Here is a 21,387-nt window from a genome sequence, read left to right as displayed (position 1 = left end):
ACTAGTCAATGTTTCCCAGCAGCTTGATGCGCGCCAGCACCTGGCCATGGTCGGATGCGTACGGCAAGCCCAGCAGCAAATGATCGTTGAGATAAGTGACTTCCTGCAGCACGCCGATGGCGCGCGGCGAGGCGGGATGAAAATGCTCGGACACGAGGATGTGGTCGATCGTCATGTAGGCGCTGTCGTGGATATTCGTGTAGCCCGCGTGGCGCGCCGCATCCTGGCGCAGGGCGATGGCGTTGGCGTCGTACAGGCGTTCTCGCATTTCCATGCCGGGTTCGCACGGTGCGCCCGCGCCCATGACGATGGCCGTGGTGACGGCATTGGCGATGTCGTTGAAGTCACCGAGCACGATGCGCGGACGGCTGCTGTGGCCCAGTTCGCTTGCCAGCACGCGCAGGGCCACCGCTTCCGCGCCGCGCCGCTGCAGCGAGCGCAGGTTGGCCAGCGCGTAGCTGGCCGCATCGTAGCCGTCGCCATGGCGGTAATCGGGCCGGCGCGATTTCAAATGCACGACGACGACGTCGGTGAGTTGTCCGCCAGGCAAGATGACCTGCACGTGCAGCGGGGCGCGGGCAAAGCGGCAGGCGTTGTCGTCGGCGGACACGCTCACGCCGGCGGGGAAATTCGCCCAGGCAACACCAGCGCCGGCCAGCGGCAGGCGCGACACGAGCGCCACCGTGGGCAGCATGCGCCCGCTAGCATCCATCGCATCGTAGCCGGCCACGGTGGCTGCGCGGTAATGGCGCGTGCGCGACAGCACGTCGCGCAGGGCCGCTTGCGAGAAAATTTCCTGGAAAGCGATCACGTCGGCGTCGAGCAAGTCGATCTGCCGCGCCGTCCATTCCGCCTTGGCGTCGTATTGCGCCGGGCTCAACGGTTCCAGGTTGTCATACAATTTCGCCCCGGCGGGGGCAAGGTTGCAGACATTGAATGTGGCAAAGCGGATTTCTTGCTGCATAATTAGCACTCCTCACTGAACGATCAGCGTATCACGCATGGCTAAAAAAGAGCATATTTCCGAAACCCAGGCGACGCAGCTGCTGCGCAAGCATCACGTTTCCTTCGAAGAACACCCGTATCCCTACGAGGAACACGGCGGCACCAGCGTTTCGGCGCGCGAGCTCGGTGTGCCCGAACATGCGGTGATCAAGACCCTGGTGATGCAGGACGAGGCGGCCAAGCCGCTGATCGTGCTCATGCATGGCGATTGCAAGGTGTCGACCAAGAACCTGGCGCGCGCCATCGGCTGCAAGTCCGTCGAGCCGTGCAAGCCCGACGTGGCGCAGCGCCATTCCGGCTACATGATCGGCGGCACCTCGCCGTTCGGCACCAAAAAAGCGATGCCCGTGTACGTGGAGCAATCGATCCTGGCGCTCGAACGCATCTATATCAATGGCGGGCGGCGCGGTTTTCTCGTCTCGCTGGCGCCGCAGGTGCTCGTGGACTTATTGAAAGCCAAGCCGGTGCAGTGCGCGCTGCAGGATTAAGGAAATCGTCCAAAGCCTGTTGCGGGGCAGGGAGCATGGTGTATATTCTGCTGCGCCAGCCTCGATGCTGGTGTAATAAACACAATAAAGGGAAGAAATGAATCCAGTAATCACAACCGTGGCAATGACAGTGGCCGCTTACTTGCTCGGCTCGATATCGTTCGCCGTGGTGATGAGCAAGGTCTACGGCATTGCCGATCCGCGCACCTATGGCTCGAAAAATCCGGGCGCCACCAACGTGCTGCGCAGCGGTAACAAGGGCGCGGCCATCATGACCCTGCTGGGCGATGGCGCCAAGGGCTGGCTGGCCGTGTTTCTGGCCGACCATTTTGCTACGGCGCTGGGCGTGGGCGACACGGCCGTGGCCCTGGTCGCCATCGCCGTCTTCCTCGGCCATCTGTGGCCCGTGTTCTTCCGCTTCGTCGGCGGCAAGGGCGTGGCCACGGCCCTCGGCGTGCTGCTGGGCATCAATCCATGGCTGGGCCTGGCGACCCTGGCGACCTGGCTGATCATCGCCTACGCGTTTCGCTATTCCTCGCTGGCGGCCTTGGTGGCGGCCCTGTTCGCGCCGTTTTACTATGGCTTGCTGTTCGGCGTCGATCCGATCTTGCTGTCCGTCATCGTCATGAGCGTGCTGCTGGCTTACCGCCACAGCCAGAACATCGCGAACCTGCTATCTGGCAAGGAAAGCAAGATCGGCGGCAAGAAGGATGCAGCCAAGGCGCCCGTCAAGAAGAAGTAAGCGCTTGATTTCCCGCGCGCCGCACGCATATGCTGTGCTTGCGGCGCCGCGCGGTGCGGCCGCCACCGACTCGCGCAAAGGCTGCCCACCATGACTGTTTCCACTTCCCCCGTCACACCCGTGCCCGTCCGTATCGATTTCGTCTCCGACGTTTCCTGCCCCTGGTGCGTGGTCGGCCTGAAATCGCTGGAGCAGGCGCTGGACAAGCTGCAAGACACCGTCCAGGCCGACATCCACTTCCAGCCTTTCGAGCTGAACGCCAATATGCCGCCCGAAGGCGAGGATATCGGCGAACACATCGCCCGCAAATACGGTTCCACCCCGGAACAGATGGCGCAGTCGCGCGAAGCGATCCGCGCGCGCGGAGAACAGCTGGGCTTTACCTTCGCCATGGACAAGCGCGGCCGCATCTACAACACGTTCGATGCGCACCGGCTGCTGCACTGGGCCGGGCTCGAAGGGCGTCAGAAGGCACTCAAGATGGCGTTGTTCGATGCGTATTTCACGCAGGGCCAGAATCCGTCTTCGCACGAGGTGCTGCTGAAAGTGGCGGGCGATGTGGGTCTCGACACCGTCAAAGCGGCCGAAGTGCTGGCATCGAACGCCTATGCGGACGAGGTGCGCGCGCAGGAGCAGTTCTACCAGCAGAATGGCATCAACTCGGTGCCCGCCGTCATCATCAACGAGCGCCACCTGATTTCCGGCGGCCAGCCGCCCGAAGTGTTCGAGCAAGCCTTGCGCCAGATCATCAACGGCGGCTGAGCGGGGCGCCAATGGCGCGCGCCATGGCGGACTTTTTGCGCTACACTCGGCGCAGAGGGAGGATAGTCAAATGCCAACAGCCAGCTGGAATGGCGCCGTCATTGCGCAAGCCACCGATGCGCAGGTGCAAGTCGTTGAAAACAATATATATTTTCCTTTGGCGGCGGTGACGCAGGAGTACCTGCGTCCCAGCAGCCACACCAGCATCTGCCCGTGGAAGGGCACGGCCAGCTATTACGACCTTGTCGTCGATGGCCAGACCAATGCCAACGCCGCTTGGTATTACCCCCAGCCCAAGGATGCCGCCAAGCAAATTGCCGGCCATGTCGCCTTCTGGCGCGGCGTGAGCGTCGAGCGCTGACCTGACTCCCCCTATTTCCTGACAACGAAAGCAGACGATGGATTTACGCCTCGCCGTGTACCAACTCGCCTCGGCCCATGCGCTCGATGCCCAACAAACCCGGCAGTTGCAGGAAGTGGCCGGCTTCCAGCGCGAACCGGCGCGCCTGGCCTACTGGCTGCCGCGCGGCGTGGCCGTGCTGGGCGCCGCCTTGCTGGGCATGGGATTGATCTGCTGGGTGGCCGCCAACTGGGAAGACTTCGGTCGCATGGGCCGCTTTGCTCTGCTGCAAGGCATGTTGGCCGCCGCCTGCGTGGGCGCGTTTGCCGTACCCAAGGCGAGAGTCCCTTTGTTACTGCTGGCCTTGCTGGCCATCGGCGGCCTGTTCGCGTATTTCGGCCAGACGTACCAGACGGGCGCCGATCCGTGGCAGCTGTTCGCCCTGTGGGCCGTGCTGGCCTTGCCCCTGTGTTTTGTCGCGCGCAGCGACGTGCTGTGGACGCCGTGGATGCTGATTGTTTCGACGGCCGCCGCCTTGTGGATGCAGGCGCATGCGCACCACAGCTGGCGCATCAGTTCGGCCGACTTGTCCATTTTCGTCAGCGGCTGGCTGGCCGTGCTGCTGGCCTGCGCGTTTGTCTCGCCCCTGCTGGCGCGCTGGACGGGCGCGGGCAGCTGGGCCTTGCGCCTGGGCCTGGTGCTGGCCACCATCCTCATCACGGGCACGGCCGTCAGCGCCCTGTTCGGCAGCGAAGTCGAGTCGCCGTACTGGGCCGGGCTGGGCTTGCTGGCCGTCGCCGGCGTCCTGCTGGCCACGCGCAGCTTGTTTGACGTGTTCGGCCTGAGCGCCGTCGCGCTGGGCCTGAACACCCTGCTGGTGTGGGGGCTGGGATACGTGCTGTTCAATGGTGGCGGCGGTAGTGATGTGGGCAAGCTGATCATGCTGGGATTGGTCGCTGCCGTGCTGCTGGCGCTGACCGTGCAAGGCATTTTGTGGCGCACGCGCCAGGAGGCGGCATGAGCAAGATGAATAGTCAGCGAGCCGATGCGCTCGCCACCCTGATCGACGACGCCACGCGCGCCGGCCTGTTGCCGCCCAACGCTACCCGTCCCGTGCAGGATGTCCGGCCGTGGCCGCTGGTGCTGATGACGGCGTTCGGCGCCTGGCTGGCTGCCATTCCCCTGATGATCGCGCTGGGCGTGGGCCTGGAAAGCATCGTGCGCCACGGTCCCGGCGCGTATGTCGTGGCCGCCATCGTGCTGCTGGTGTCTGTGCTGCTGATCCGCGCGCGCGGCGTGGCGCTGTTCGTCGAGCAGCTGGCCGTGCCCTGCCTGCTGGTGGGCGGCGGCTTGCTCGGCTATGCCCTGTACCGCGACTATTCCACGCAGACGGCGTCGCTGCTGCTGTGCCTGGCCTGCCTGATGGTGGCCGCCGCCTTGCCGCGCGACTGGCTGCGCGTGTTGCTGGGCCTGGTCGCCTGCGGCTTGCTGGGGCTGGGCATCATCGATAGCACGCGCGACTGGATTTTCGAGAACGACCCCACGGAGCTGTATTTTGCCTGGATGCTGGCCCTGGCCATCTGGCTGGGCGCGCACTGGCTGCAGAAGCAGGCCTTCAACGATGGCCGCGGCGCGCCCGTCGCCGCCTTCCTGGAATCGCTGTCGACGGGGTGGGTATTGGCCATCTTGCTGGGACTGGTCTTCTGGTCCGGCATGACTTTCATGCTGGGCGGTGCGCTGGGCGGCGCTGTTGTCGGCGACGTGGCGCGCGAAGTCACCCGGCACCAGGGTATTGCCTGGTATGCGCAAGCGTTGAATGGCGTGTCGCTCGTGCTGGCCACGGCCGCCGCTGCCTGGACGGGATGGCGCTGGCCGGCCTTGCGCCAGTTGCCCGCCATCGGCGTGGCGCTGGTGCTGGTCGTGCTGGCGTGGTTCATGCCGGCGCTCGGTCCCGTGCTGCTGATCCTCGCGTATTGCGTGACGAGCGGGCGCACGCGCGTGGCCGTGGCGGCCGCGCTGGCGGCGGCGTGGATCATCGGCAGCTTTTATTATCAGCTGGCCTGGCCGCTGGCCAGCAAGGCGGCGCTGCTGGCCGTGGCCGGCGCCGTGCTGTGCGCGCTGTCGTGGCTGGCTACGCGCGGCGCCGTGCTGCATCTGGTGGAAAGCAAGCCATCGGGCGTGGCGGCCGAACATCGCGCCGTGCGCCTGGGCGTGCTGGGGGGCTTGCTGCTGGTGCTGCTGGTCGCCAATGGCGGCATCTGGCAGAAAGAGCAGCTGATCGCCAAGGGTGAGCCTATCTTCGTGGAACTGGCGCCCGTCGATCCCCGCTCGCTGATGCAGGGAGACTACATGCGCCTCAATTTCCAGGGCCTCGGCGTGCTGTCCACTCTGGCCAGCGTGGACAGGGCGCCAAGCCGGCCTTTCGTCGTGGCCAGGCGCGATGCGCGCGGCGTGGCCGAACTGCTGCGTCCGTACACCCAAGAGGCGCTGGCGCCCGGCGAATTCCTGCTCGAACTGACACCGAAGGATGGCAACTGGGTGCTGGTCAGCGATGCCTGGTTCTTCAAGGAAGGCGAGGCGGCGCGCTGGGAAAAGGCCCGCTATGGCGAGTTTCGCGTGCTGCCCGATGGCCGCGCCTTGCTGGTGGGCATGCGCGGGAAAGATTTACAGGCACTGTAACCGCTTGATTGAACAAACCCAATGGCAGAATCCGGGGTCGTACCCTGAGGGTACGACCCCAGCCTTTGCTCTTGGGATGGCCGCATCCTGTAAAATTGCCCGATGGATAATATTACGCATTCGGTCATCGGCCTCGGGGTCGGCGAACTGGTACACCGCAGCCTGCCGCCCGAGCCGCAGGCACCCGCACAGCGCACCCGGCGTGCGCTGTTTCTGTTTTCGGCCTGGTTTGCCAGCAACGCGCCCGACCTGGACCTGGTGCTGACCAAACTGTTGCCGCGCCCGTTCGGCTACATGTTGCACCACCGTGGCCACACGCACACCTTGCTGCTGGCCTTGCCGCAGGCGCTGCTCTTGCTGGCACTGCTGTGGCTGCTGTGGCCCGGCGCGCGCAGGCTGCTCAAGGAGAGCGTGCCCGCCCGCATCGGCCTGGCGGCCTGTCTGCTGCTGGGATTCTGCTTGCACATGGGCATGGATTTCCTCAATTCCTATGGCTTGCACCCGTTTTATCCATTCGACAGCCGCTGGCTGTATGGCGACATGGTCTTCATTGTCGAGCCCATGTTCTGGGTGCTGCTGGGCGTGCCCGTGATCATGTCCTTGCGCTATGGCATCGTCAAAAGCGTGCTGCTGGCGGGGCTGGCGGCAGCCCTGTGTTTCTTCACCTATAAAACCTATCTGGCGCCCGTCTCGCTGGCCGTGCTGCTGGGGCTGGGCGTGATCCTGGCCGTGCTGCAGGGGCGGGCCGGCGAACGGGGACGCGGACCGCTGCTGCTGGCCTTCGCGCTGGCCGCCACCTTCATCGGCACGCAGGGCGTGGCGTCGGCCCTCGGCCGCAGTCGCATCGAGGCGGCCGTGCAGCGGCTCGATCCCGGCACGCGCGTGTGGGACGTGTCGATGACGGCGTTTCCCAGCAACCCGCTGTGCTGGATCTACGTCTCGCTCGACAGCAAGACGGACGTGTATACCTTGCGGCGCGGTACCCTGAGCCTGCTGCCCGAGTCGCTGGCGCCCGCCGCCTGCCCGGCCGGGCTGGCCGAAACCAGCAAGCAAGGGCGGCAACTGGCGCCCGGCATCGCCGTGTCGGCCCAGGCGGCGGGCAGCCTGGCCGCCTTGCGCGCCTTGCAGGAAGACAATTGCTATGTCGACGCCTGGTTCCGCTTTGCGCGCATGCCCAGGTTGCATGCAGACAAGCTGACGGACGTGCGTTTCAATCCCGGCATGCTGCCCAATTTCACGAGCGTGGAACTGCAGCAGTTCCGCAACCGGCCGTGTCCCGCCTACGTGCCGGGCTGGGACCGCCCCCGTGCCGACATGCTGGCGCCGCCGAAATAGCGAACGGATGTGTTGCTTTTAGGCAAAAAATATCGCGTGTGGCCCTGCTTCGCCAGGGCCCAGCATGCGACACTACCAATTCAGCAAGAATGATATTTAGTTAGGATTATTTTGGAAGAGCAACACGCCTTACCGTATTTGCGGGAAACCCTGCTGTTTCTCGCCCTGGCCGGGATTTTTATCCCGCTATTGCAACGCCTGAGAGTCAACCAGGTGCTCGGCTTCCTGGCCGTGGGCGCCCTGTTCGGCCCGTTCGGCTTCGGCCTGTGGGCCGGCGACTTCACGTGGCTGACGTATTTTTCGTTCGTGCGTGCCGAGCAGGTGAGCGGCCTGGCCGAGCTGGGCGTGATGTTTTTGATGTTCATGATCGGCCTGGAACTGTCGACGGAACGGCTGTGGGCGCTGCGGCGCTGGGTATTCGGCGCGGGCGTGGGACAGGTGGCCGTCAGCGCTTGCCTGATCGGCGGCGTCGCGTATTACTTTGGCCTGTCGCTGGAAGCGTCCATCGTGCTGGGCCTGGTGCTGTCGCTGTCGTCCACGGCCGTGGTGATGCAGCTGCTGACCGACCAGCGCTCGCTGCAGACGCCGGCCGGCCAGGCGGGCTTTTCCATTTTGATGTTCCAGGATCTGATGGTGGTGCCGCTGTTCATCCTGATCGACGTGTTCGCCAGCGGGCGCAGCGACGACCTGGCGTATCTGCTCAGCTTTGCGGCCGTGAAATCGGCCGGCGCCATCCTGCTGATTTATCTGCTGGGACGCCGCGTGATACGCCCGCTGTTTCAGTTTTTCGTCAAGAAACGCCAGCCCGACGTCTTCATGGCATTAACTCTGCTCAGCACCCTGGGCATCGCGGGCCTGACGTATCTGGCGGGCCTGTCGATGGCGCTGGGTGCCTTGCTGGCCGGCTTGCTGCTGGCGGAGACGGAATTTCGCCACGAAGTGGAAGTGACGATCGAGCCGTTCAAGGGCTTGCTGATGGGCCTGTTCTTCATGTCCGTGGGCATGCAGATCGACGTGCGCGAAATCCTCAAGTCGCCCGTGTTGATTCCGCTGGCAGTGCTGAGCCTGTTTGCGGTGAAAACCCTCGTCATCAGTGTGATTTTCCGCATTGGCGGCTTTCACTGGGGACGCGCCGTGGAAACGGGCGTGCTGCTGGGGCAGGGCGGCGAGTTCGCCTTCATCGTTGTCGCGTATGCGCTCGGTACCAAGCTGATCGGCCCGCAGGTGGCGCAGTTCGTCATGCTGGTGGTGGGCCTGAGCCTGTTCGCCACGCCGGCGCTGGCCAAGGCGGCGCGCGCGTTCGGCAACTGGTGGGAAAAGCGCCACCACCATCAGCTGGCCGACCTGGCGCACGGCGCGCCGCCGCCGCAGGGCAGCACCGTCATCATCGCCGGTTTCGGCCGCGTGGGGCAATTGCTGGCCAAGGTGCTGACGGAGCAGGATATTGCGTATGTGGCGATTGAAAATGATGCGCGGCTGGTGACGACCCTGCATCCGCGCGGTTTCCCCGTGTATTTCGGCGATGCGTCGCGCGCGGAATTGCTGCAAAAAGTCAATGCGGACCGGGCCGCCGCCGTGGTGCTGACCATGGACCATGCGGCCTCCGTGCTGCATGCCGTGAAATCGATCCGCCGCGAATATCCGCAGCTGCCCGTGTATGCGCGGGCGCGCGATGAGGCGCATGCCGTGGCCCTGATACAGGCGGGCGCCACCCTGGTCGTGCCCGAGGCGCTGGAGTCCGCGCTGCAGCTGACGGCCACCGTGCTGCACACGGTGGGCCTGTCGGAAGCGCGCACGACGGACATCGTGCAAGCCGAGCGCGAGCGGCGCAATGCCGTGCTGCTGGCGAAGAAGCTGTCGTAGTGTTGTTGTCAGGCAATCGTGCGTGTCGCCGTGCTTTGTAAATTATCTATACAATAATAGTATATGAGCACACTACCCACATGAAAGCCGCGACGAAGAGCGCAGCGGCACCGTTGACGCCGCAGCAGCTGGCGGCGCAGGAAACGCAGCAAAAATTTGGCAAGCCCGAGCGGGGCTGGCGCGAGCAGGTGTACACCGTCATTTTCGAGGCGGAAACGCGCACGGGCCGCGCTTTTGATTTGCTGCTGATCGCCGCCATCCTGATCAGCGTGACGGTGGTGGTGCTCAGCAGTGTCGCTTCCATGGCCGAGCGCTATGGCACCTGGCTGACGGCGCTCGAATGGTTTTTCACCATTCTATTTACCATCGAATATTTTGCCCGCCTGGCGTGCCTGCAGCATCCGGTGCGCTACGCCAAGAGTTTTTTCGGCGTCATCGACTTGCTGGCCATCGTGCCGACCTACATCGGCTTGCTGCTGCCGGGCGCGCACGTGCTGATCGACGTGCGTATTTTGCGCCTGCTGCGCATGTTCCGTATCCTCAAGCTCACGTCGTATGTGCATGAATACACGGTGCTGGGGCGGGCCTTGCTGGCCAGCCGGCGCAAGATCCTCATTTTCTTGTCTTTTGTCATGATGGTGGTCTTTCTGTTGGGTACTGTGATGTACGTCGTGGAAGGGCCGGAGAACGGTTACAGCAGCATCCCCACGTCGATTTACTGGGCCATCAGCACCATGACCACGGTGGGTTTCGGCGATATCACGCCGAAGACCGACATCGGGCGCACCATCGCTTCGCTGATGATGCTGCTCGGCTGGGGCATCCTGGCAGTGCCTACCGGCATTATCAGCGCCGAAATGACGGTGCAGCGCAGTTCCAAGCTGGTCACCACGCGTACCTGTCCCACGTGCCTGAAAGAAGGGCTCGATGACGATGCCAACTTTTGCAAGAACTGCGGTGTCGCATTGCCGCCGCTGGCACGTGATTAATTCATAACCATATTTACTTTGTTAAGGCCAACATGATTCCAGTTCGCCTGATCGCGACGGGCAAAGCCGTGCCGTCGCATAGTGTGACTTCCGCCAGCCTGGACCTGACACTGGGCCATCCGCCCGGCTACACCTTGCGCAAGAGCGGCGTGCTGTCGCGCTTTGTCGCCGCGCCCGATGAATCGCAAAGCCAGCTGGGCGCCGCCGCCCTGCTCGACGCGCTGAAGAACGCCAGCCTGCGTCCGTCCGACATCGACTTGCTGATCTGCGCCAACGGCGTGCCCGAGCAGGCGTTGCCGAACACGGCCTGCTTCGTGGCCGAACATGCGAGCTTGCCGCCCGGCACGCAAAGCTTCGACGTCAATGCCAGCTGCCTCAGTTTCATGGCCGCCTTCCGCGTGGCCGCGTCCATGCTGGCCGGCGGTGCTTACCGGCGCATCGCCATCGTCTCGTCCGACCTGGCCTCGCGCGGGGTCGACTGGAGCGAGCCGGAAGCGTCGATGATCTTTGGCGACGGCGCCGCCGCCGTCATCGTCGAGCGCGGTGACGGCAGCGCCGGCATCCGCGCCTACAAGATGGGCACGTATCCGGAAGGGCGGCGCTACTGCGAAATCCGCGGCGGCGGCACCGAGCGCAATCCGCGCAACGGCTGCGAACCGGGCGACTACCTGTTCCGCATGGATGGCAAGGCCGTATTCCGCCTGGCCGTCAAGGTGATGCCGGATTTCCTCGCGGAACTGATGCAGGAATCGGGCGCGGGACTGGAAAAAGTCGACGTGGTCGTGCCGCACCAGGCCAGTCCGCTGGGACTCGCGCATGCGGCGCGCATCCTCGACGTCCCCGATGCTAAAATCATCAAGATCTTTGAAACGCATGGCAACCAGGTGGCTGCCTCCCTGCCCACCGCCCTGCATGAGGCGGTGATGACGGGGCGGGCCGTGGCCGGCCAGCGTTTGCTGATGATGGGCACGGCCGCAGGCCTGACCATCGGCGGCATGATACTTGACCTGTAAGGTGGTGTGATGAGGCGGATACTGGTCACGGGAGCGACGGGGGGCTTGGGGCGCAATGCCGTGCGCATCCTGCTGGCGCAGGGCGTGGAAGTGCGCGCCACGGGACGCAACGCCGCCGTGGGCCGCGAACTCGAGCGCATGGGTGCGCAATTCGTCGCGCTCGACCTGGCGCAAGCCTCGCCGCGCCAGGTCGACGAACTGGTGCGCGGCATGGACGCCGTCTGGCACTGCGCCGCGCTGTCCTCGCCATGGGGCGCCGAGTGCGACTTCATCGCCGCCAACGTCACGGCCACGGCGCAGCTGCTGCGCGCGGCCGCCAGCCTGCACGTGGCGCGCTTCGTGCACATCTCCACGCCAGCCATCTATTTCGATTACCGCAACCGCTACGAGGTGCCGGAAACCTTCCGCCCCGACGCTTTCGTCAACGCCTATGCGCGCAGCAAGGCGATGGCGGAAAAGCTGGTGCAGGAGTGCGTCGACCGCCAGCGCGGCATGACGTGCGTGATCCTGCGCCCGCGCGCCATCTTCGGCCCGCACGACCAGGTGCTGATCCCGCGCCTGGCGCGCGTGCTGGAACATCGCGGCGGCAAGCTGCCGCTGCCCAACGGCGGCGCGGCCAGCATCGACATCACTTATGTCGACAACGTCGTGCACGCGATGTGGCTGGCCACCGTGCACAAGACCATCGCTTCCGGCGCCGCCTTCAACATCACGAATGGCGAACCGGCGCGCCTGTGCGACATTTTGCGCACCCTGTTCTGCGACCATCTGCAGCAGCCGTTCGAAATCGTCAGCGTGCCTTACCGCGTGCTGGCGGTAGTCGCGCGCCTGATGCAGTTCGCCTCGCGCTTTACGCGCCGCGAACCGGCGCTCACGCCCTACAGCATCGGCGCGCTCAGTTTCGACATGACGCTCGATAACGCCAAGGCGCGCAAGGTGCTCGGCTACCGTCCCATCGTCAGCCTGCAGGACGGCATCGCCCTGACGGCGCAGTGGATGCGCCAGGAAGCGGCGGCGCACAAGGTGGGCAAGGAGCGCAATGGCTAGCATCACCGCGTTTCGCGTCGGCCACTGCACGCATCCTTCCTGCATGGTCTTGAAAGGCAGCGGGCTGGCCAGCCGCTGCTTCCCCTCGCGCGCCTACCTGATCGAGACGCGCGCGGGCCTGTATCTGTGGGATACCGGTTACGCCGAACACTTCCGCGCCGCCACGTCGAAAGGCGTGTACCGCCTGTATGCGTGGGTGACGCCGATTTTTTTCGACGAGAACGAGTCGCTGCAGGGCCAGTTGCGCGCGCAGGGCGTATCGCCCGGCGACATCCACACCTTGCTGCTGTCGCACTTCCACGCCGACCATATCGCCGGCCTGCGCGATTTTCCCGGCGCGCGGCTGATGGCGTCACAAGTGGGCTGGGACGCCGTGCGGGGATTGTCCGGCGTGGCCGCCGTGCGCCAGGCCTTCGTGCCCGAACTGCTGCCGAACGATATCGCCGACCGCCTCGATTTCGTGGAAAGCGTGCCCGAAACGGCCTTGCCGTCGGCCCTGCTGCCATTCACACACGGGCGCGACGTCAGCGGCACGGGAGAGATCTACATCGTCGACTTGCCGGGCCACGCCATCGGCCATCTGGGCGCCTTCGTGCTGCAGGGTGGCGGCTGGACCCTGCTGGCGTCGGACGCGGCCTGGGTGCCGGAAAGCTTCCAGCAACTGCGCGGGCCGTCGGAACTGTCCTTCATCATCCAGCACAAGCGCGCGCCGTACTACGCCACCTTGAACCGGCTGCACCAGCTGCACCAGTCGGGCAATGCGCAGATCCGCATCACGCATGAAGACACTCTCGACTACATTGCCGTGGCGGGCCGCCCGTGAAGCGCATTGTCTGGCTGTTGCTGTCGTACTGGCGCACGCGCCGCCTGCGCTTTACGGACCGCGCGCAGCTGGCCGTCTACCAGCAACGGCAACTGGCGCGTTTCATCGAGGTGCTGTGCGTGCGCAGCACGTATTTTGCGCCGTACCGCAAGCTGCCCCTGGCGCAGTGGCCGACGATGAACAAGGCGCTGATGCTCGAGCATTTCGACGCCATGAACACGCAAGGGGTGACTTTGGCGCAGGCGATGGAGGCGGCCATGGCGGCCGAGCATAGCCGCGACTTCACGCCCGCCGTGGGCGAGATCACCGTGGGGCTATCGTCGGGCACCTCGTCGAAGCGCGCCGTGTTTACCGTCAGCCCCCGCGAAAAGGCCCAATGGGCGGGCGTGATGCTGGCCAAGGCGCTGCCCGACGGCTTGTTTTCCGGTGAAAAGGTCGCGCTGTTCCTGCGCGCGAACAGCAATCTGTACACGGCCGTGCGCTCGCCGTGGCTGACCTTTGCGTTTTACGACCTGTTCGAACCGTTCGATTCGCTGTGCGCGCAGCTGGCGCGCTATCAGCCAACTGTGATCGTCGCGCCAGCCCAGGTGCTGCGCCAACTGGCCTTGCGCGTCATCGACGGCAGCCTGGCGCTGGCGCCGAAAAAAGTCATCTCGGTGGCCGAAGTGCTGGAAGCGCAGGACCGCGCGCTGATCGTGCAGGCGTTTGGCGCCGTGCATGAAATCTACCAGGCCACCGAGGGTTTTCTTGCCAGCAGCTGCGAGCACGGCGTGCTGCACCTGAACGAGGAATACGTGCACATCGAGCCGCAATGGCTCGATGCGGAACAGCGTCGTTTTGTGCCCGTGATTACCGACTTTACGCGCATCACGCAACCCATCGTGCGCTACCGCCTGGACGACATCCTGATCGCGCGCGCCACGCCATGCCCGTGCGGCCGCGCCACGCGCGCCATCGATGGCATCGAAGGACGCTGCGACGACATGCTGCTGCTTCCCTCTGCACGTGGCGGCACCCCCGTCGCCGTGTTTGCCGACGTGCTGACGCGCGCGTTTGCGCAAGCCTTGCCGGCGGACGCCGATTACCGCTTGGCGCAGTTGGGCGACAGCGCCTTGCAGCTGCATGCGGCGCTCGACGATGTCGGCCTGGCCGCCCTGCGCGCGCACCTGGCAACGGTGCTGCAGGGCCTGGGCGTGGCCATCGACGGCCTGGCCTGGACGACGAGCGGCGAACTGCCTCCCTTTGACCCCACCATGAAACGGCGCCGCATCCGGCGTCTTGCCACCGCATGAATCCTTCTTCCATGACCGTACGCAGCCGCCTGCTGCATCTGCTGGCCGGCTGGGGCAGCGTCGGCCTCGTGTATTTTTCCAGCGATGTGCTGCAAGGGCAGGGCGTGCTGCTGCCGGAAACGGCCATCGACCGCGCCATCCCCTACACGGACGCCGCCATCTGGCTGTACCTGTCCTTCTTCATCCTGATCCCCTACGCCTACCTGGCGGCCGATGCGGCGCGCGTGCGCTGGCTGGCGCGCGCCATGGCGCTCTCCGCGCTGGCGTGCGGCGTGGTCTTCCTGCTGTATCCGACCACGCTCGCGTATCCGCCCGTGGGTGACGGGAATGCCTGGAGCACGCAGGCGCTGCGCATGTTGCAGGCGGCGGACTCCACGCAAAACTGCCTGCCGTCGCTGCATGGCGCCCTGACCTTGCTGTGCGTGTGGGCCTTGTGCGACAAACGCCAGCTGCTGCGCTCCACGCTGGCCGTGGTGCTGGGCGTGGCCATCTGTTATGCCATCATCGCGCTGCGCCGGCACGTGAGCATCGACCTGGCCGCCGGCCTGGCTGTCGGCATCGCTGGCGGCATGCTGGCGAAAATGCAGGTATCCTTGGCTGCCCGCCGCGCCGTTTCCATCAAAACCGCACCATGATGAATCCATTTGCCCTGTCGTTCCTGATCATGCTGGCCTTCGTGCTGGCCGAATTGCTGATACTCAAATGGGTGCGCAAGACGCCGGTGCCGTGGAAAGACGTCATTTTCAACCTCAATTCCGGCCATATCCTGATGTGGGTGTTCCGTGGCGTGGAAGTGGCGGCCTTCGCCCTGCTGCTGCGCCATGTGAACCTGCACATCGTCGACCAGTGGCCCGTGGCGGCGCAATGGATCTTCGCGTTTTTTGCCTGGGACCTGTGCTTTTACTGGATGCACCGGCTGCACCATAAAATCCCTTTGCTGTGGGCCGTGCACGTGGTGCACCACCAGGGCGAGCATTTCAACCTGTCGCTGGGTGTGCGCAATTCCTGGTATTCCTCGCTGACGAATTTCCCCTTCATCGCCATCCTGGCCGTGCTGGGCGTGCCGCTGGAAATCTTCCTCGTCGTCTCGTCGCTGCATTACACGGTGCAGCTCTACAACCACAATGCGCTGGTGAACAAGTCCGGCATCCTCGATCGTTTCATGATCACGCCGTCGCACCACCGCGTGCACCACGGCACCGATAAACGCTACATCAACCGCAATTTCGGCGGCACCCTGCTGTTGTGGGACCGGTTGTTCGGCAGCTTCCAGCCGGAACTCGATGGCGTGGAAATGCGCTATGGCGTGAAGGGCATGACACCCACGCACAACCCGCTGTTGGCCAGCAACGGAAAATTATTTACCTGGCTGCGCGCGCGCTTTCCGCACTGGCAGTCGCGTGGCACCTTCCACGTGCCCGAGCTGTTCATCGGCATCGGCGGCGTGATCCTGTTTGGCCTGGTGATTTATTACGTCAACCACGAAGCGGTGCTGGCCGGCGCGCAGCAGGCGATCCTGTTCGCCTTGATTTTTAGCGGTACGCTGGCGCTGGGCGGCTTGTCCGATGCGCGCCGCTGGGGCGCCATCGCCTGGGTGGCCATCGCCCTGGCCATGCCGGCCCTGTACCTGGGCTGGTATGGCGCGCGCGATGCATGGGGCATGGTGTTTTTGGCCGCGCTGCTGGCGCATGGCCTCGACGGTGCGCGCCGCCTGTGGTGGCCTGCCGCAGCGGGGACGCGCGCGTGACGCAGCCTGTGCCTTCCTTGCCGCCGCTGCGCTTCCAGCCCGCGCGCGATTCCGCCTTCCGCCGCGAACTGCGCGCGCGTGCCGACGCCTATCTCGCCAGCGAAGGACGGCACCGCTTCGGCGACGCGCGCCTGCATGCGAAAGCCGTGTTCCTGGCCGCGCTGACGGCGGGGCTGTATGCGCTGGCCTTGAGCGCCGACGGCACCTGGCCGTTTGTCGCCAGCTATGTGGCCTGCCTGGTCGCGGCCATGGCGCTGGCCATGAATACCCTGCACGACGCGGCCCACAGCGCCGTCTTTCGCCAGGGACGCCTGAATCGCATCCTGATCCGCCTGGTGGGCTTGCCCGTGGGCGTGGACACGGATTTCTGGACCATCCGCCACGTGCATTTTCACCATACGTATGCGAACGTGGAGGGCTATGACCTCGACACGGAACCGAACCCCTTCCTGCGCCAGACGCCGTTCCAACGCTGGTCGCCCCAGTACCGCTATCAATACCTGTACTGGCCCGTGGTGGCGGCCCTGTCGCTGCCGTACCTGAACTGGTATGGCGACTGGCTGGACCGCTTCGGCAAGACGCCCGTGGCCGCGCACAGCCGGCTGCAGGGCTGGCGCGGCTGGCTGTCGTTCCTCGGCTGGAAGCTGGGCCACGTGGCGCTGGTGCTGGCGCTGCCCATGTGGGTGCTGCAGCAGCATGGCATAGCCTGGAACGTGGTGCTGGGCGCGTATTTCGTGGGACAGATGATCGCTTCGTGCGCGCTGGTGGCGCTGATCCTCGGCACGCACTGGGCCGAAGTGGAGTTTTTCCAGCCGGGGCCAGACGGCACCTTGCCGCACGACTGGTATCAGCACACCTTTTATACGGCCTGCGACTGGACGCCAAAACCGCGCCGTTTGCGTTGGCTCGGTTACTGGCTGGGCGGCTTGAACCTGCACCTGACGCACCATCTGTTCCCCACCTGGAACCACCGCCACTATCCGGCGCTGGCGCGCATCCTGGCTGAACTGGCCCCGCGCCACGGCCTTGTGTACCGCGAACTTGGTTATGGCCAGTTGCACGCTTCGCAGCAAGCCTTCCTGCGCGCCATGGGGCAGCCTCCCGCACAGTCCTGACGAGTCGCGCTTGACTCTATTTCTGTTTCGTCTTACATTTCTGTAACGACAGAAATAAGAGAAAATCATGGAACTGAGTCCGACCACGCAAAAGTACATTCTCCATTGGGGGGAAATGGGTACCCGCTGGGGCGTCAACCGCACCGTGGCGCAAATCCACGCGCTGCTGTTCCTGGCCAACGAACCGCTGACGGCGGAAGACATCGCGGCCAGCCTGAACGTGGCTAGGTCGAACGTCAGCAACAGCCTCAAAGAATTGCAAAGCTGGGGCCTGGCGCGCATCACGCACGTGATGGGGGACCGGCGCGATCATTTCGTCGCCCTGCAGGATGTGTGGGAAATCTTCCGCGTCATCATGGAAGAGCGCAAGCGGCGTGAGATCGATCCCACCCTGACGGTGCTGCGCGAATGCGCGATCGAGGGCGAACACGATGCGGCGATACCGCCGGAAACGCTGGCGCGCATGGGTGAAGTGCTGGCCTTCCTGGAAATGCTCAGCAGCACCTACAGCGACTATAAAAACCTGCCGCCGGCGACTCTGCAGCGCATGCTGTCGATGGGCGGCAAGGTGGCCAAGTTCCTCAGCCCGGACGACAAACCTGGCAAGCGTGCAAAATCATGAGCGGCCCCTCGGAAGGAGAACTGTTCAAAAAGGTCATGGGTGCCGACTGGGAAACCCTGCACCCGGACATCCGCCGCCGCTTCGAGAAAAATCCCGCGCCGGGCCAGCCTTTGTACTACCGGGGAGAACTCAGTGAACTCACCAGCTCTCGCCTCGGAAAACTCCTCGGCTGGCTCACGCGCCCCTTCATCGATGGCGCCCTGATTCCGTACGACGATCACGACTTCCCCGTGGATATCGAAGTCTATTCGCGCCCTGGATGCCCCTTCATCTTCAAGCAGCGCACCTACCGCCTGCATGGCCGCGCGCCGATCCGCTTCACCTCCTACATGGCCGAAAGCGCAAAGGGTGAAGTGCTCGAATACGTGGGCATGGGCCTGGGCATGAAGCTGCTGTTGCACGTCGAGGATGGCAATCTGCACTTCACCAGCGACGGCTATTTTTGGGATCTGTTCGGCTGGCGCCTGCCGCTGCCCGGCGTACTCACGCCCGGAAAAACCTTTCTTTGCCACCGCAACGAGACGCCGCAGCAGTTCAACATCCGCATCGAAATTCGCCACGCGCTGTTTGGCACCACGTTTACCCAGGCCGGCGTATTCCGCGAATCCGCCGCGCCCGCCCTACACAAGGAGACACCATGAATACGCATTTGCTGGCCCTGCAACTGATGGCGGCGCAAGGCTGCCTGGGCGCCTTCGACACCATCTACCACCATGAAATCACGGAAGCGCTGCCGCAAAAGGCCTCGGCGCGCCTGGAATTGACGATCCATGCCACGCGTGCCCTGATCTACAGTCTGCTGTTCGTCGGCCTGGCCGCGTGGGAGTGGCATGGCGCCTGGGCCTGGGTGCTGGTGATCGTGTTTGGCGTGGAAATCGTGCTGACCTTGTGGGACTTCGTCGTGGAAGACCAGACGCGCCTCTTGCCCGCCACGGAGCGTGTCACGCACACGGTGCTGGCAATTAACGCGGGCGCCTTCATCGCCTTGCTGGCCCTGAACAGCAGCGAGTGGGCCAGCTTGCCGACGGCTCTCGTGTGGCAGCCGTATGGCTGGCTCAGCGTCTTCCTGGCCCTGTGCGGCATGGGCGTGGGCTTGTCCGGCCTGCGCGACGCGTATGCCGTTTGGCAGCTGGGAAGGCGCCAAGTGCAGGAGACGGCAGAGCAAGAAGAACATCTGCGCTTTGCCAGCACGCCGCAGTCCGTGCTGGTGACGGGCGCCACGGGTTTCATCGGCCAGCAGCTGGTCAGCGCCTTGCTGGCCGACGGCCATGCGGTGACGGTGCTGACGCGCCAGCCGAAACAGGCCGCGTGGACTTTTAATGGCCAGGTGCGTTGCATCCAGTCGTTCGACGAATTAGCGGATGCGCAGCACATCGACATGGTGGTCAACCTGGCCGGCGCGCGCATCGTCGGGCATCGATGGACGGACGCGCGCAAGGCCGCCTTGCGCCGCAGCAGAGTGGCGCTGACGCAGGAACTGGTGGCGTGGATGACCCGCGCGCAGCACAAGCCAAGAGTGCTGCTGTCGGCATCGGCCATCGGTTACTACGGCGTGCAGCCGCAGGGCGATCCGACGGAATTGACGGAGGAGAGCGCGCCGCAAGCCATCTTCATGTCGCAGCTGTGCCAGGAATGGGAAGCGGCCGCGCGCCAGGCGGAGCAATTTGGTGTGCAGGTGGGCTGCATGCGCTTCGGCCTCGTCTTCGGCCACCAGGGTTCGCTGCCGCAGATGCTCTTGCCGATCCGCTTCGGCGCGGGCGGCCCGCTGGGCAGCGGCAAGCAGTGGATTTCGTGGGTGCACGTGCGCGACGTGATCCGCGGCATCGCCCATGTGGCGCGCCGCAGCGAACAGGGCGCGGTGAGCGGCGCCTATAACTTCTGCGCACCCGAAGCCATAGCGCAGCGCCGCTTTGCCCAGGTGGCGGGTGCCGTGCTGCACCGCCCCAGCATCATGCCCACGCCGGCCTTCCTCATGCGCGCCTTGCTGGGCGAGCAGGCCGACTTGCTGGTGGAAGGTCAAAGGGTCGCCCCGCACCGTTTGCTGGCCGACGGTTTTGTCTTCCGCTATCCGCAGCTGGAAGGGGCGCTGCGCAGTTTGTAGCCTGGCGTAGAATGGGGCATCGGAGGAACCGAACCATGCCCCGTTTCAGCCATACGATAGACAGCCATGTTTACCAGTTCGCCACCCTGAAAGAGCTGCTGGCCAAGGCCACGCCGCTGCGGTCGGGCGACGTGCTGGCCGGCGTGGCGGCCGCCAGCGCGCGCGAGCGGGTGGCGGCGCAGCTGGCGCTGGCCGAGGTGCCACTGCCGCTGTTCCTCAATGAGGCGCTGGTGCCGTACGAAGACGATGAAGTCACGCGCCTGATTTTTGACTCCCACGAGCGTGCCGCGTTTGCGCCGATTTCTCACCTGTGCGTGGGCGACTTTCGCGACTGGCTGCTCGATGACGCGACGGATACGCCAACGCTGGCGCGCGTCGCCGCCGGCATCACGCCGGAAATGGCGGCCGCCGTCTCGAAAATCATGCGCCTGCAAGACCTGGTGCTGGTGGCCCGAAAATGTAAAGTCGTCACGGCCTTCCGCAATACCCTGGGCCTGGAAAACCGTTTATCCACGCGGCTGCAGCCGAACCATCCGACGGACGACGCCACGGGCATTGCCGCCTCGATACTCGATGGCCTGCTGCTTGGCAGCGGCGACGCCGTGATCGGCATCAATCCCGCCACCGACAATGTGGCGCAGGTGGTCTCGCTGCTGCACCTGCTCGACGCCGTCATCGAGCAGTATGAAATTCCCACCCAGTCGTGCGTGCTCACACACATCACCAATACCATCGAGGCGATCCGCCGCGGCGCTCCCGTGGACCTGGTGTTCCAGTCGGTGGCGGGCACGCAGGCGGCCAACCGCAGCTTTGGCATCGACTTGTCCCTGCTGGCCGAGGGGCAGGCGGCGGCCCTGTCGCAGGGGCGCGGCACGGTGGGCAACAACGTCATGTATTTCGAAACGGGGCAGGGCAGCGCGCTGTCGGCCGGTGCCCACCACGGCATGGACCAGCAGACGTGCGAGGCGCGCGCGTATGCGGTGGCGCGCGCGTATCAGCCGCTGCTGCTCAATTCCGTCGTCGGTTTCATCGGCCCCGAGTACCTGTACGACGGCAAGCAGATCATGCGCGCGGGGCTGGAAGACCATTTCTGCGCCAAGCTGCTGGGGCTGCCCATGGGCTGCGACGTGTGCTACACCAACCACGCGGAAGCGGACCAGGATGACATGGATGCCTTGCTGACCATGCTGGGCGTGGCCGGCTGCAATTTCATCATGGGCGTGCCTGGCGCGGACGACATCATGCTCGGCTACCAGAGCACCTCGTTCCACGACGCCCTGTATGCGCGCCGCGTGCTGGGCCTGCGTCCGGCGCCGGAATTTGCGGCCTGGCTGGCGCGCATGCGGATCACCGATGCGCAGGGCCGTTTGAGCGAAGCGCTGGCGCCTGCCTTCCAGGCGGCCCTGCTGCGCCTGGACGACTAG

General features: G+C 64.8%; 21 protein-coding genes. 20 read left to right on the top strand and 1 reads right to left on the bottom strand.

Going from position 1 to position 21,387, the window contains the following annotated elements:
• Position 1: 1 nt before the first annotated feature.
• Entirely contained in the window at positions 2 to 964 is a 963-nt protein-coding gene (locus CLU91_RS12140; RefSeq protein ID WP_100874367.1) for an endonuclease/exonuclease/phosphatase family protein, read from the bottom strand.
• 37 nt (positions 965 to 1,001) lie between these two features.
• Here CLU91_RS12140 and ybaK point away from each other — a divergent pair, with 37 nt between their 5' ends.
• The 20 genes from ybaK (at position 1,002) to CLU91_RS12040 (ending at position 21,387) form a co-directional block, all read left to right on the top strand.
• Complete coding sequence (gene ybaK, locus CLU91_RS12135; protein ID WP_100874366.1) at positions 1,002 to 1,493, top strand: Cys-tRNA(Pro) deacylase; 492 nt, start codon at positions 1,002 to 1,004, stop codon at positions 1,491 to 1,493.
• Positions 1,494 to 1,590: 97 nt separating this feature from the next.
• Positions 1,591 to 2,235 (top strand): glycerol-3-phosphate 1-O-acyltransferase PlsY, encoded by a 645-nt coding sequence (gene plsY / locus CLU91_RS12130; protein WP_232730721.1) that lies wholly within the window; start codon positions 1,591 to 1,593, stop codon positions 2,233 to 2,235.
• A gap of 90 nt (positions 2,236 to 2,325) precedes the next feature.
• A complete protein-coding gene (locus CLU91_RS12125; protein ID WP_100874364.1) occupies positions 2,326 to 2,997 on the top strand; it encodes a DsbA family oxidoreductase in 672 nt (223 codons plus the stop codon).
• 70 nt (positions 2,998 to 3,067) lie between these two features.
• Positions 3,068 to 3,358: a DUF427 domain-containing protein gene (locus CLU91_RS12120; RefSeq protein ID WP_100874363.1), complete on the top strand. Its 291-nt coding sequence runs from the start codon at positions 3,068 to 3,070 to the stop codon at positions 3,356 to 3,358.
• A gap of 37 nt (positions 3,359 to 3,395) precedes the next feature.
• Complete coding sequence (locus tag CLU91_RS12115; protein WP_100874362.1) at positions 3,396 to 4,358, top strand: DUF2157 domain-containing protein; 963 nt, start codon at positions 3,396 to 3,398, stop codon at positions 4,356 to 4,358.
• Positions 4,355 to 6,016 carry a GDYXXLXY domain-containing protein gene (locus CLU91_RS12110; RefSeq protein WP_100874361.1) on the top strand — a complete coding sequence of 554 codons (1,662 nt, stop codon included), beginning with the start codon at positions 4,355 to 4,357 and terminating at the stop codon, positions 6,014 to 6,016. Before CLU91_RS12115 ends, CLU91_RS12110 begins: the two co-directional genes overlap by 4 nt.
• 102 nt (positions 6,017 to 6,118) lie before the next feature.
• Positions 6,119 to 7,351, top strand: coding sequence for a metal-dependent hydrolase (locus CLU91_RS12105; RefSeq protein WP_100874360.1), 1,233 nt, complete (start codon positions 6,119 to 6,121; stop codon positions 7,349 to 7,351).
• A 111-nt stretch (positions 7,352 to 7,462) separates the two neighbouring features.
• Positions 7,463 to 9,214, top strand: coding sequence for a cation:proton antiporter domain-containing protein (locus CLU91_RS12100; RefSeq protein WP_099401512.1), 1,752 nt, complete (start codon positions 7,463 to 7,465; stop codon positions 9,212 to 9,214).
• An 80-nt stretch (positions 9,215 to 9,294) separates the two neighbouring features.
• Complete coding sequence (locus CLU91_RS12095; protein ID WP_100874359.1) at positions 9,295 to 10,203, top strand: ion transporter; 909 nt, start codon at positions 9,295 to 9,297, stop codon at positions 10,201 to 10,203.
• A gap of 32 nt (positions 10,204 to 10,235) precedes the next feature.
• The gene (locus CLU91_RS12090; RefSeq protein ID WP_100874358.1) at positions 10,236 to 11,216 is read left to right on the top strand and encodes a 3-oxoacyl-[acyl-carrier-protein] synthase III C-terminal domain-containing protein; all 981 of its coding nucleotides are present in this window, start codon (positions 10,236 to 10,238) and stop codon (positions 11,214 to 11,216) included.
• Positions 11,217 to 11,225: 9 nt separating this feature from the next.
• The gene (locus CLU91_RS12085; RefSeq protein WP_100874357.1) at positions 11,226 to 12,263 is read left to right on the top strand and encodes an NAD-dependent epimerase/dehydratase family protein; all 1,038 of its coding nucleotides are present in this window, start codon (positions 11,226 to 11,228) and stop codon (positions 12,261 to 12,263) included.
• Positions 12,256 to 13,086: an MBL fold metallo-hydrolase gene (locus CLU91_RS12080; protein ID WP_100874356.1), complete on the top strand. Its 831-nt coding sequence runs from the start codon at positions 12,256 to 12,258 to the stop codon at positions 13,084 to 13,086. Before CLU91_RS12085 ends, CLU91_RS12080 begins: the two co-directional genes overlap by 8 nt.
• Positions 13,083 to 14,378 (top strand): F390 synthetase-related protein, encoded by a 1,296-nt coding sequence (locus CLU91_RS12075; RefSeq protein ID WP_100874355.1) that lies wholly within the window; start codon positions 13,083 to 13,085, stop codon positions 14,376 to 14,378. The genes CLU91_RS12080 and CLU91_RS12075 overlap by 4 nt, the downstream gene beginning before the upstream one ends.
• 11 nt (positions 14,379 to 14,389) lie before the next feature.
• On the top strand, positions 14,390 to 15,013 hold the full coding sequence (locus CLU91_RS12070) for a phosphatase PAP2 family protein (RefSeq protein WP_232730720.1): 624 nt from the start codon (positions 14,390 to 14,392) through the stop codon (positions 15,011 to 15,013).
• Entirely contained in the window at positions 15,010 to 16,125 is a 1,116-nt protein-coding gene (locus CLU91_RS12065; RefSeq protein WP_100874353.1) for a sterol desaturase family protein, read from the top strand. The genes CLU91_RS12070 and CLU91_RS12065 overlap by 4 nt, the downstream gene beginning before the upstream one ends.
• Complete coding sequence (locus CLU91_RS12060) at positions 16,122 to 17,240, top strand: fatty acid desaturase family protein (RefSeq protein WP_232730719.1); 1,119 nt, start codon at positions 16,122 to 16,124, stop codon at positions 17,238 to 17,240. The genes CLU91_RS12065 and CLU91_RS12060 overlap by 4 nt, the downstream gene beginning before the upstream one ends.
• A gap of 67 nt (positions 17,241 to 17,307) precedes the next feature.
• Complete coding sequence (locus CLU91_RS12055) at positions 17,308 to 17,862, top strand: GbsR/MarR family transcriptional regulator (RefSeq protein ID WP_100874351.1); 555 nt, start codon at positions 17,308 to 17,310, stop codon at positions 17,860 to 17,862.
• Positions 17,859 to 18,503, top strand: a complete 645-nt coding sequence (locus CLU91_RS12050) for a DUF4166 domain-containing protein (protein ID WP_198521315.1) — start codon at positions 17,859 to 17,861, stop codon at positions 18,501 to 18,503. Before CLU91_RS12055 ends, CLU91_RS12050 begins: the two co-directional genes overlap by 4 nt.
• On the top strand, positions 18,500 to 19,963 hold the full coding sequence (locus CLU91_RS12045) for a TIGR01777 family oxidoreductase (RefSeq protein WP_100874350.1): 1,464 nt from the start codon (positions 18,500 to 18,502) through the stop codon (positions 19,961 to 19,963). Before CLU91_RS12050 ends, CLU91_RS12045 begins: the two co-directional genes overlap by 4 nt.
• Before the next feature lie 35 nt (positions 19,964 to 19,998).
• Positions 19,999 to 21,387 (top strand): ethanolamine ammonia-lyase subunit EutB, encoded by a 1,389-nt coding sequence (locus CLU91_RS12040; protein ID WP_100874349.1) that lies wholly within the window; start codon positions 19,999 to 20,001, stop codon positions 21,385 to 21,387.

The organism is Janthinobacterium sp. 64 (genome assembly GCF_002813325.1).
In the GTDB taxonomy this organism is placed as follows: Bacteria; Pseudomonadota; Gammaproteobacteria; order Burkholderiales; family Burkholderiaceae_D; genus Janthinobacterium.
The sequence above is the reverse complement of the archived record's forward strand: the minus strand, read 5'-3'. Positions and strand labels throughout refer to the sequence as shown.

Bases quoted from the DNA above. Each gene is read 5' to 3' on its own strand.
- CLU91_RS12140 (WP_100874367.1), bottom strand. From the start codon at position 964: ATGCAGCAAGAAATCCGCTTTGCCACATTCAATGTCTGCAACCTTGCC.
- ybaK (WP_100874366.1), top strand. From the start codon at position 1,002: ATGGCTAAAAAAGAGCATATTTCCGAAACCCAGGCGACGCAGCTGCTG.
- plsY (WP_232730721.1), top strand. From the start codon at position 1,591: ATGAATCCAGTAATCACAACCGTGGCAATGACAGTGGCCGCTTACTTG.
- CLU91_RS12125 (WP_100874364.1), top strand. From the start codon at position 2,326: ATGACTGTTTCCACTTCCCCCGTCACACCCGTGCCCGTCCGTATCGAT.
- CLU91_RS12120 (WP_100874363.1), top strand. From the start codon at position 3,068: ATGCCAACAGCCAGCTGGAATGGCGCCGTCATTGCGCAAGCCACCGAT.
- CLU91_RS12115 (WP_100874362.1), top strand. From the start codon at position 3,396: ATGGATTTACGCCTCGCCGTGTACCAACTCGCCTCGGCCCATGCGCTC.
- CLU91_RS12110 (WP_100874361.1), top strand. From the start codon at position 4,355: ATGAGCAAGATGAATAGTCAGCGAGCCGATGCGCTCGCCACCCTGATC.
- CLU91_RS12105 (WP_100874360.1), top strand. From the start codon at position 6,119: ATGGATAATATTACGCATTCGGTCATCGGCCTCGGGGTCGGCGAACTG.
- CLU91_RS12095 (WP_100874359.1), top strand. From the start codon at position 9,295: ATGAAAGCCGCGACGAAGAGCGCAGCGGCACCGTTGACGCCGCAGCAG.
- CLU91_RS12090 (WP_100874358.1), top strand. From the start codon at position 10,236: ATGATTCCAGTTCGCCTGATCGCGACGGGCAAAGCCGTGCCGTCGCAT.
- CLU91_RS12085 (WP_100874357.1), top strand. From the start codon at position 11,226: ATGAGGCGGATACTGGTCACGGGAGCGACGGGGGGCTTGGGGCGCAAT.
- CLU91_RS12080 (WP_100874356.1), top strand. From the start codon at position 12,256: ATGGCTAGCATCACCGCGTTTCGCGTCGGCCACTGCACGCATCCTTCC.
- CLU91_RS12070 (WP_232730720.1), top strand. From the start codon at position 14,390: ATGACCGTACGCAGCCGCCTGCTGCATCTGCTGGCCGGCTGGGGCAGC.
- CLU91_RS12065 (WP_100874353.1), top strand. From the start codon at position 15,010: ATGATGAATCCATTTGCCCTGTCGTTCCTGATCATGCTGGCCTTCGTG.
- CLU91_RS12055 (WP_100874351.1), top strand. From the start codon at position 17,308: ATGGAACTGAGTCCGACCACGCAAAAGTACATTCTCCATTGGGGGGAA.
- CLU91_RS12050 (WP_198521315.1), top strand. From the start codon at position 17,859: ATGAGCGGCCCCTCGGAAGGAGAACTGTTCAAAAAGGTCATGGGTGCC.
- CLU91_RS12045 (WP_100874350.1), top strand. From the start codon at position 18,500: ATGAATACGCATTTGCTGGCCCTGCAACTGATGGCGGCGCAAGGCTGC.
- CLU91_RS12040 (WP_100874349.1), top strand. From the start codon at position 19,999: ATGCCCCGTTTCAGCCATACGATAGACAGCCATGTTTACCAGTTCGCC.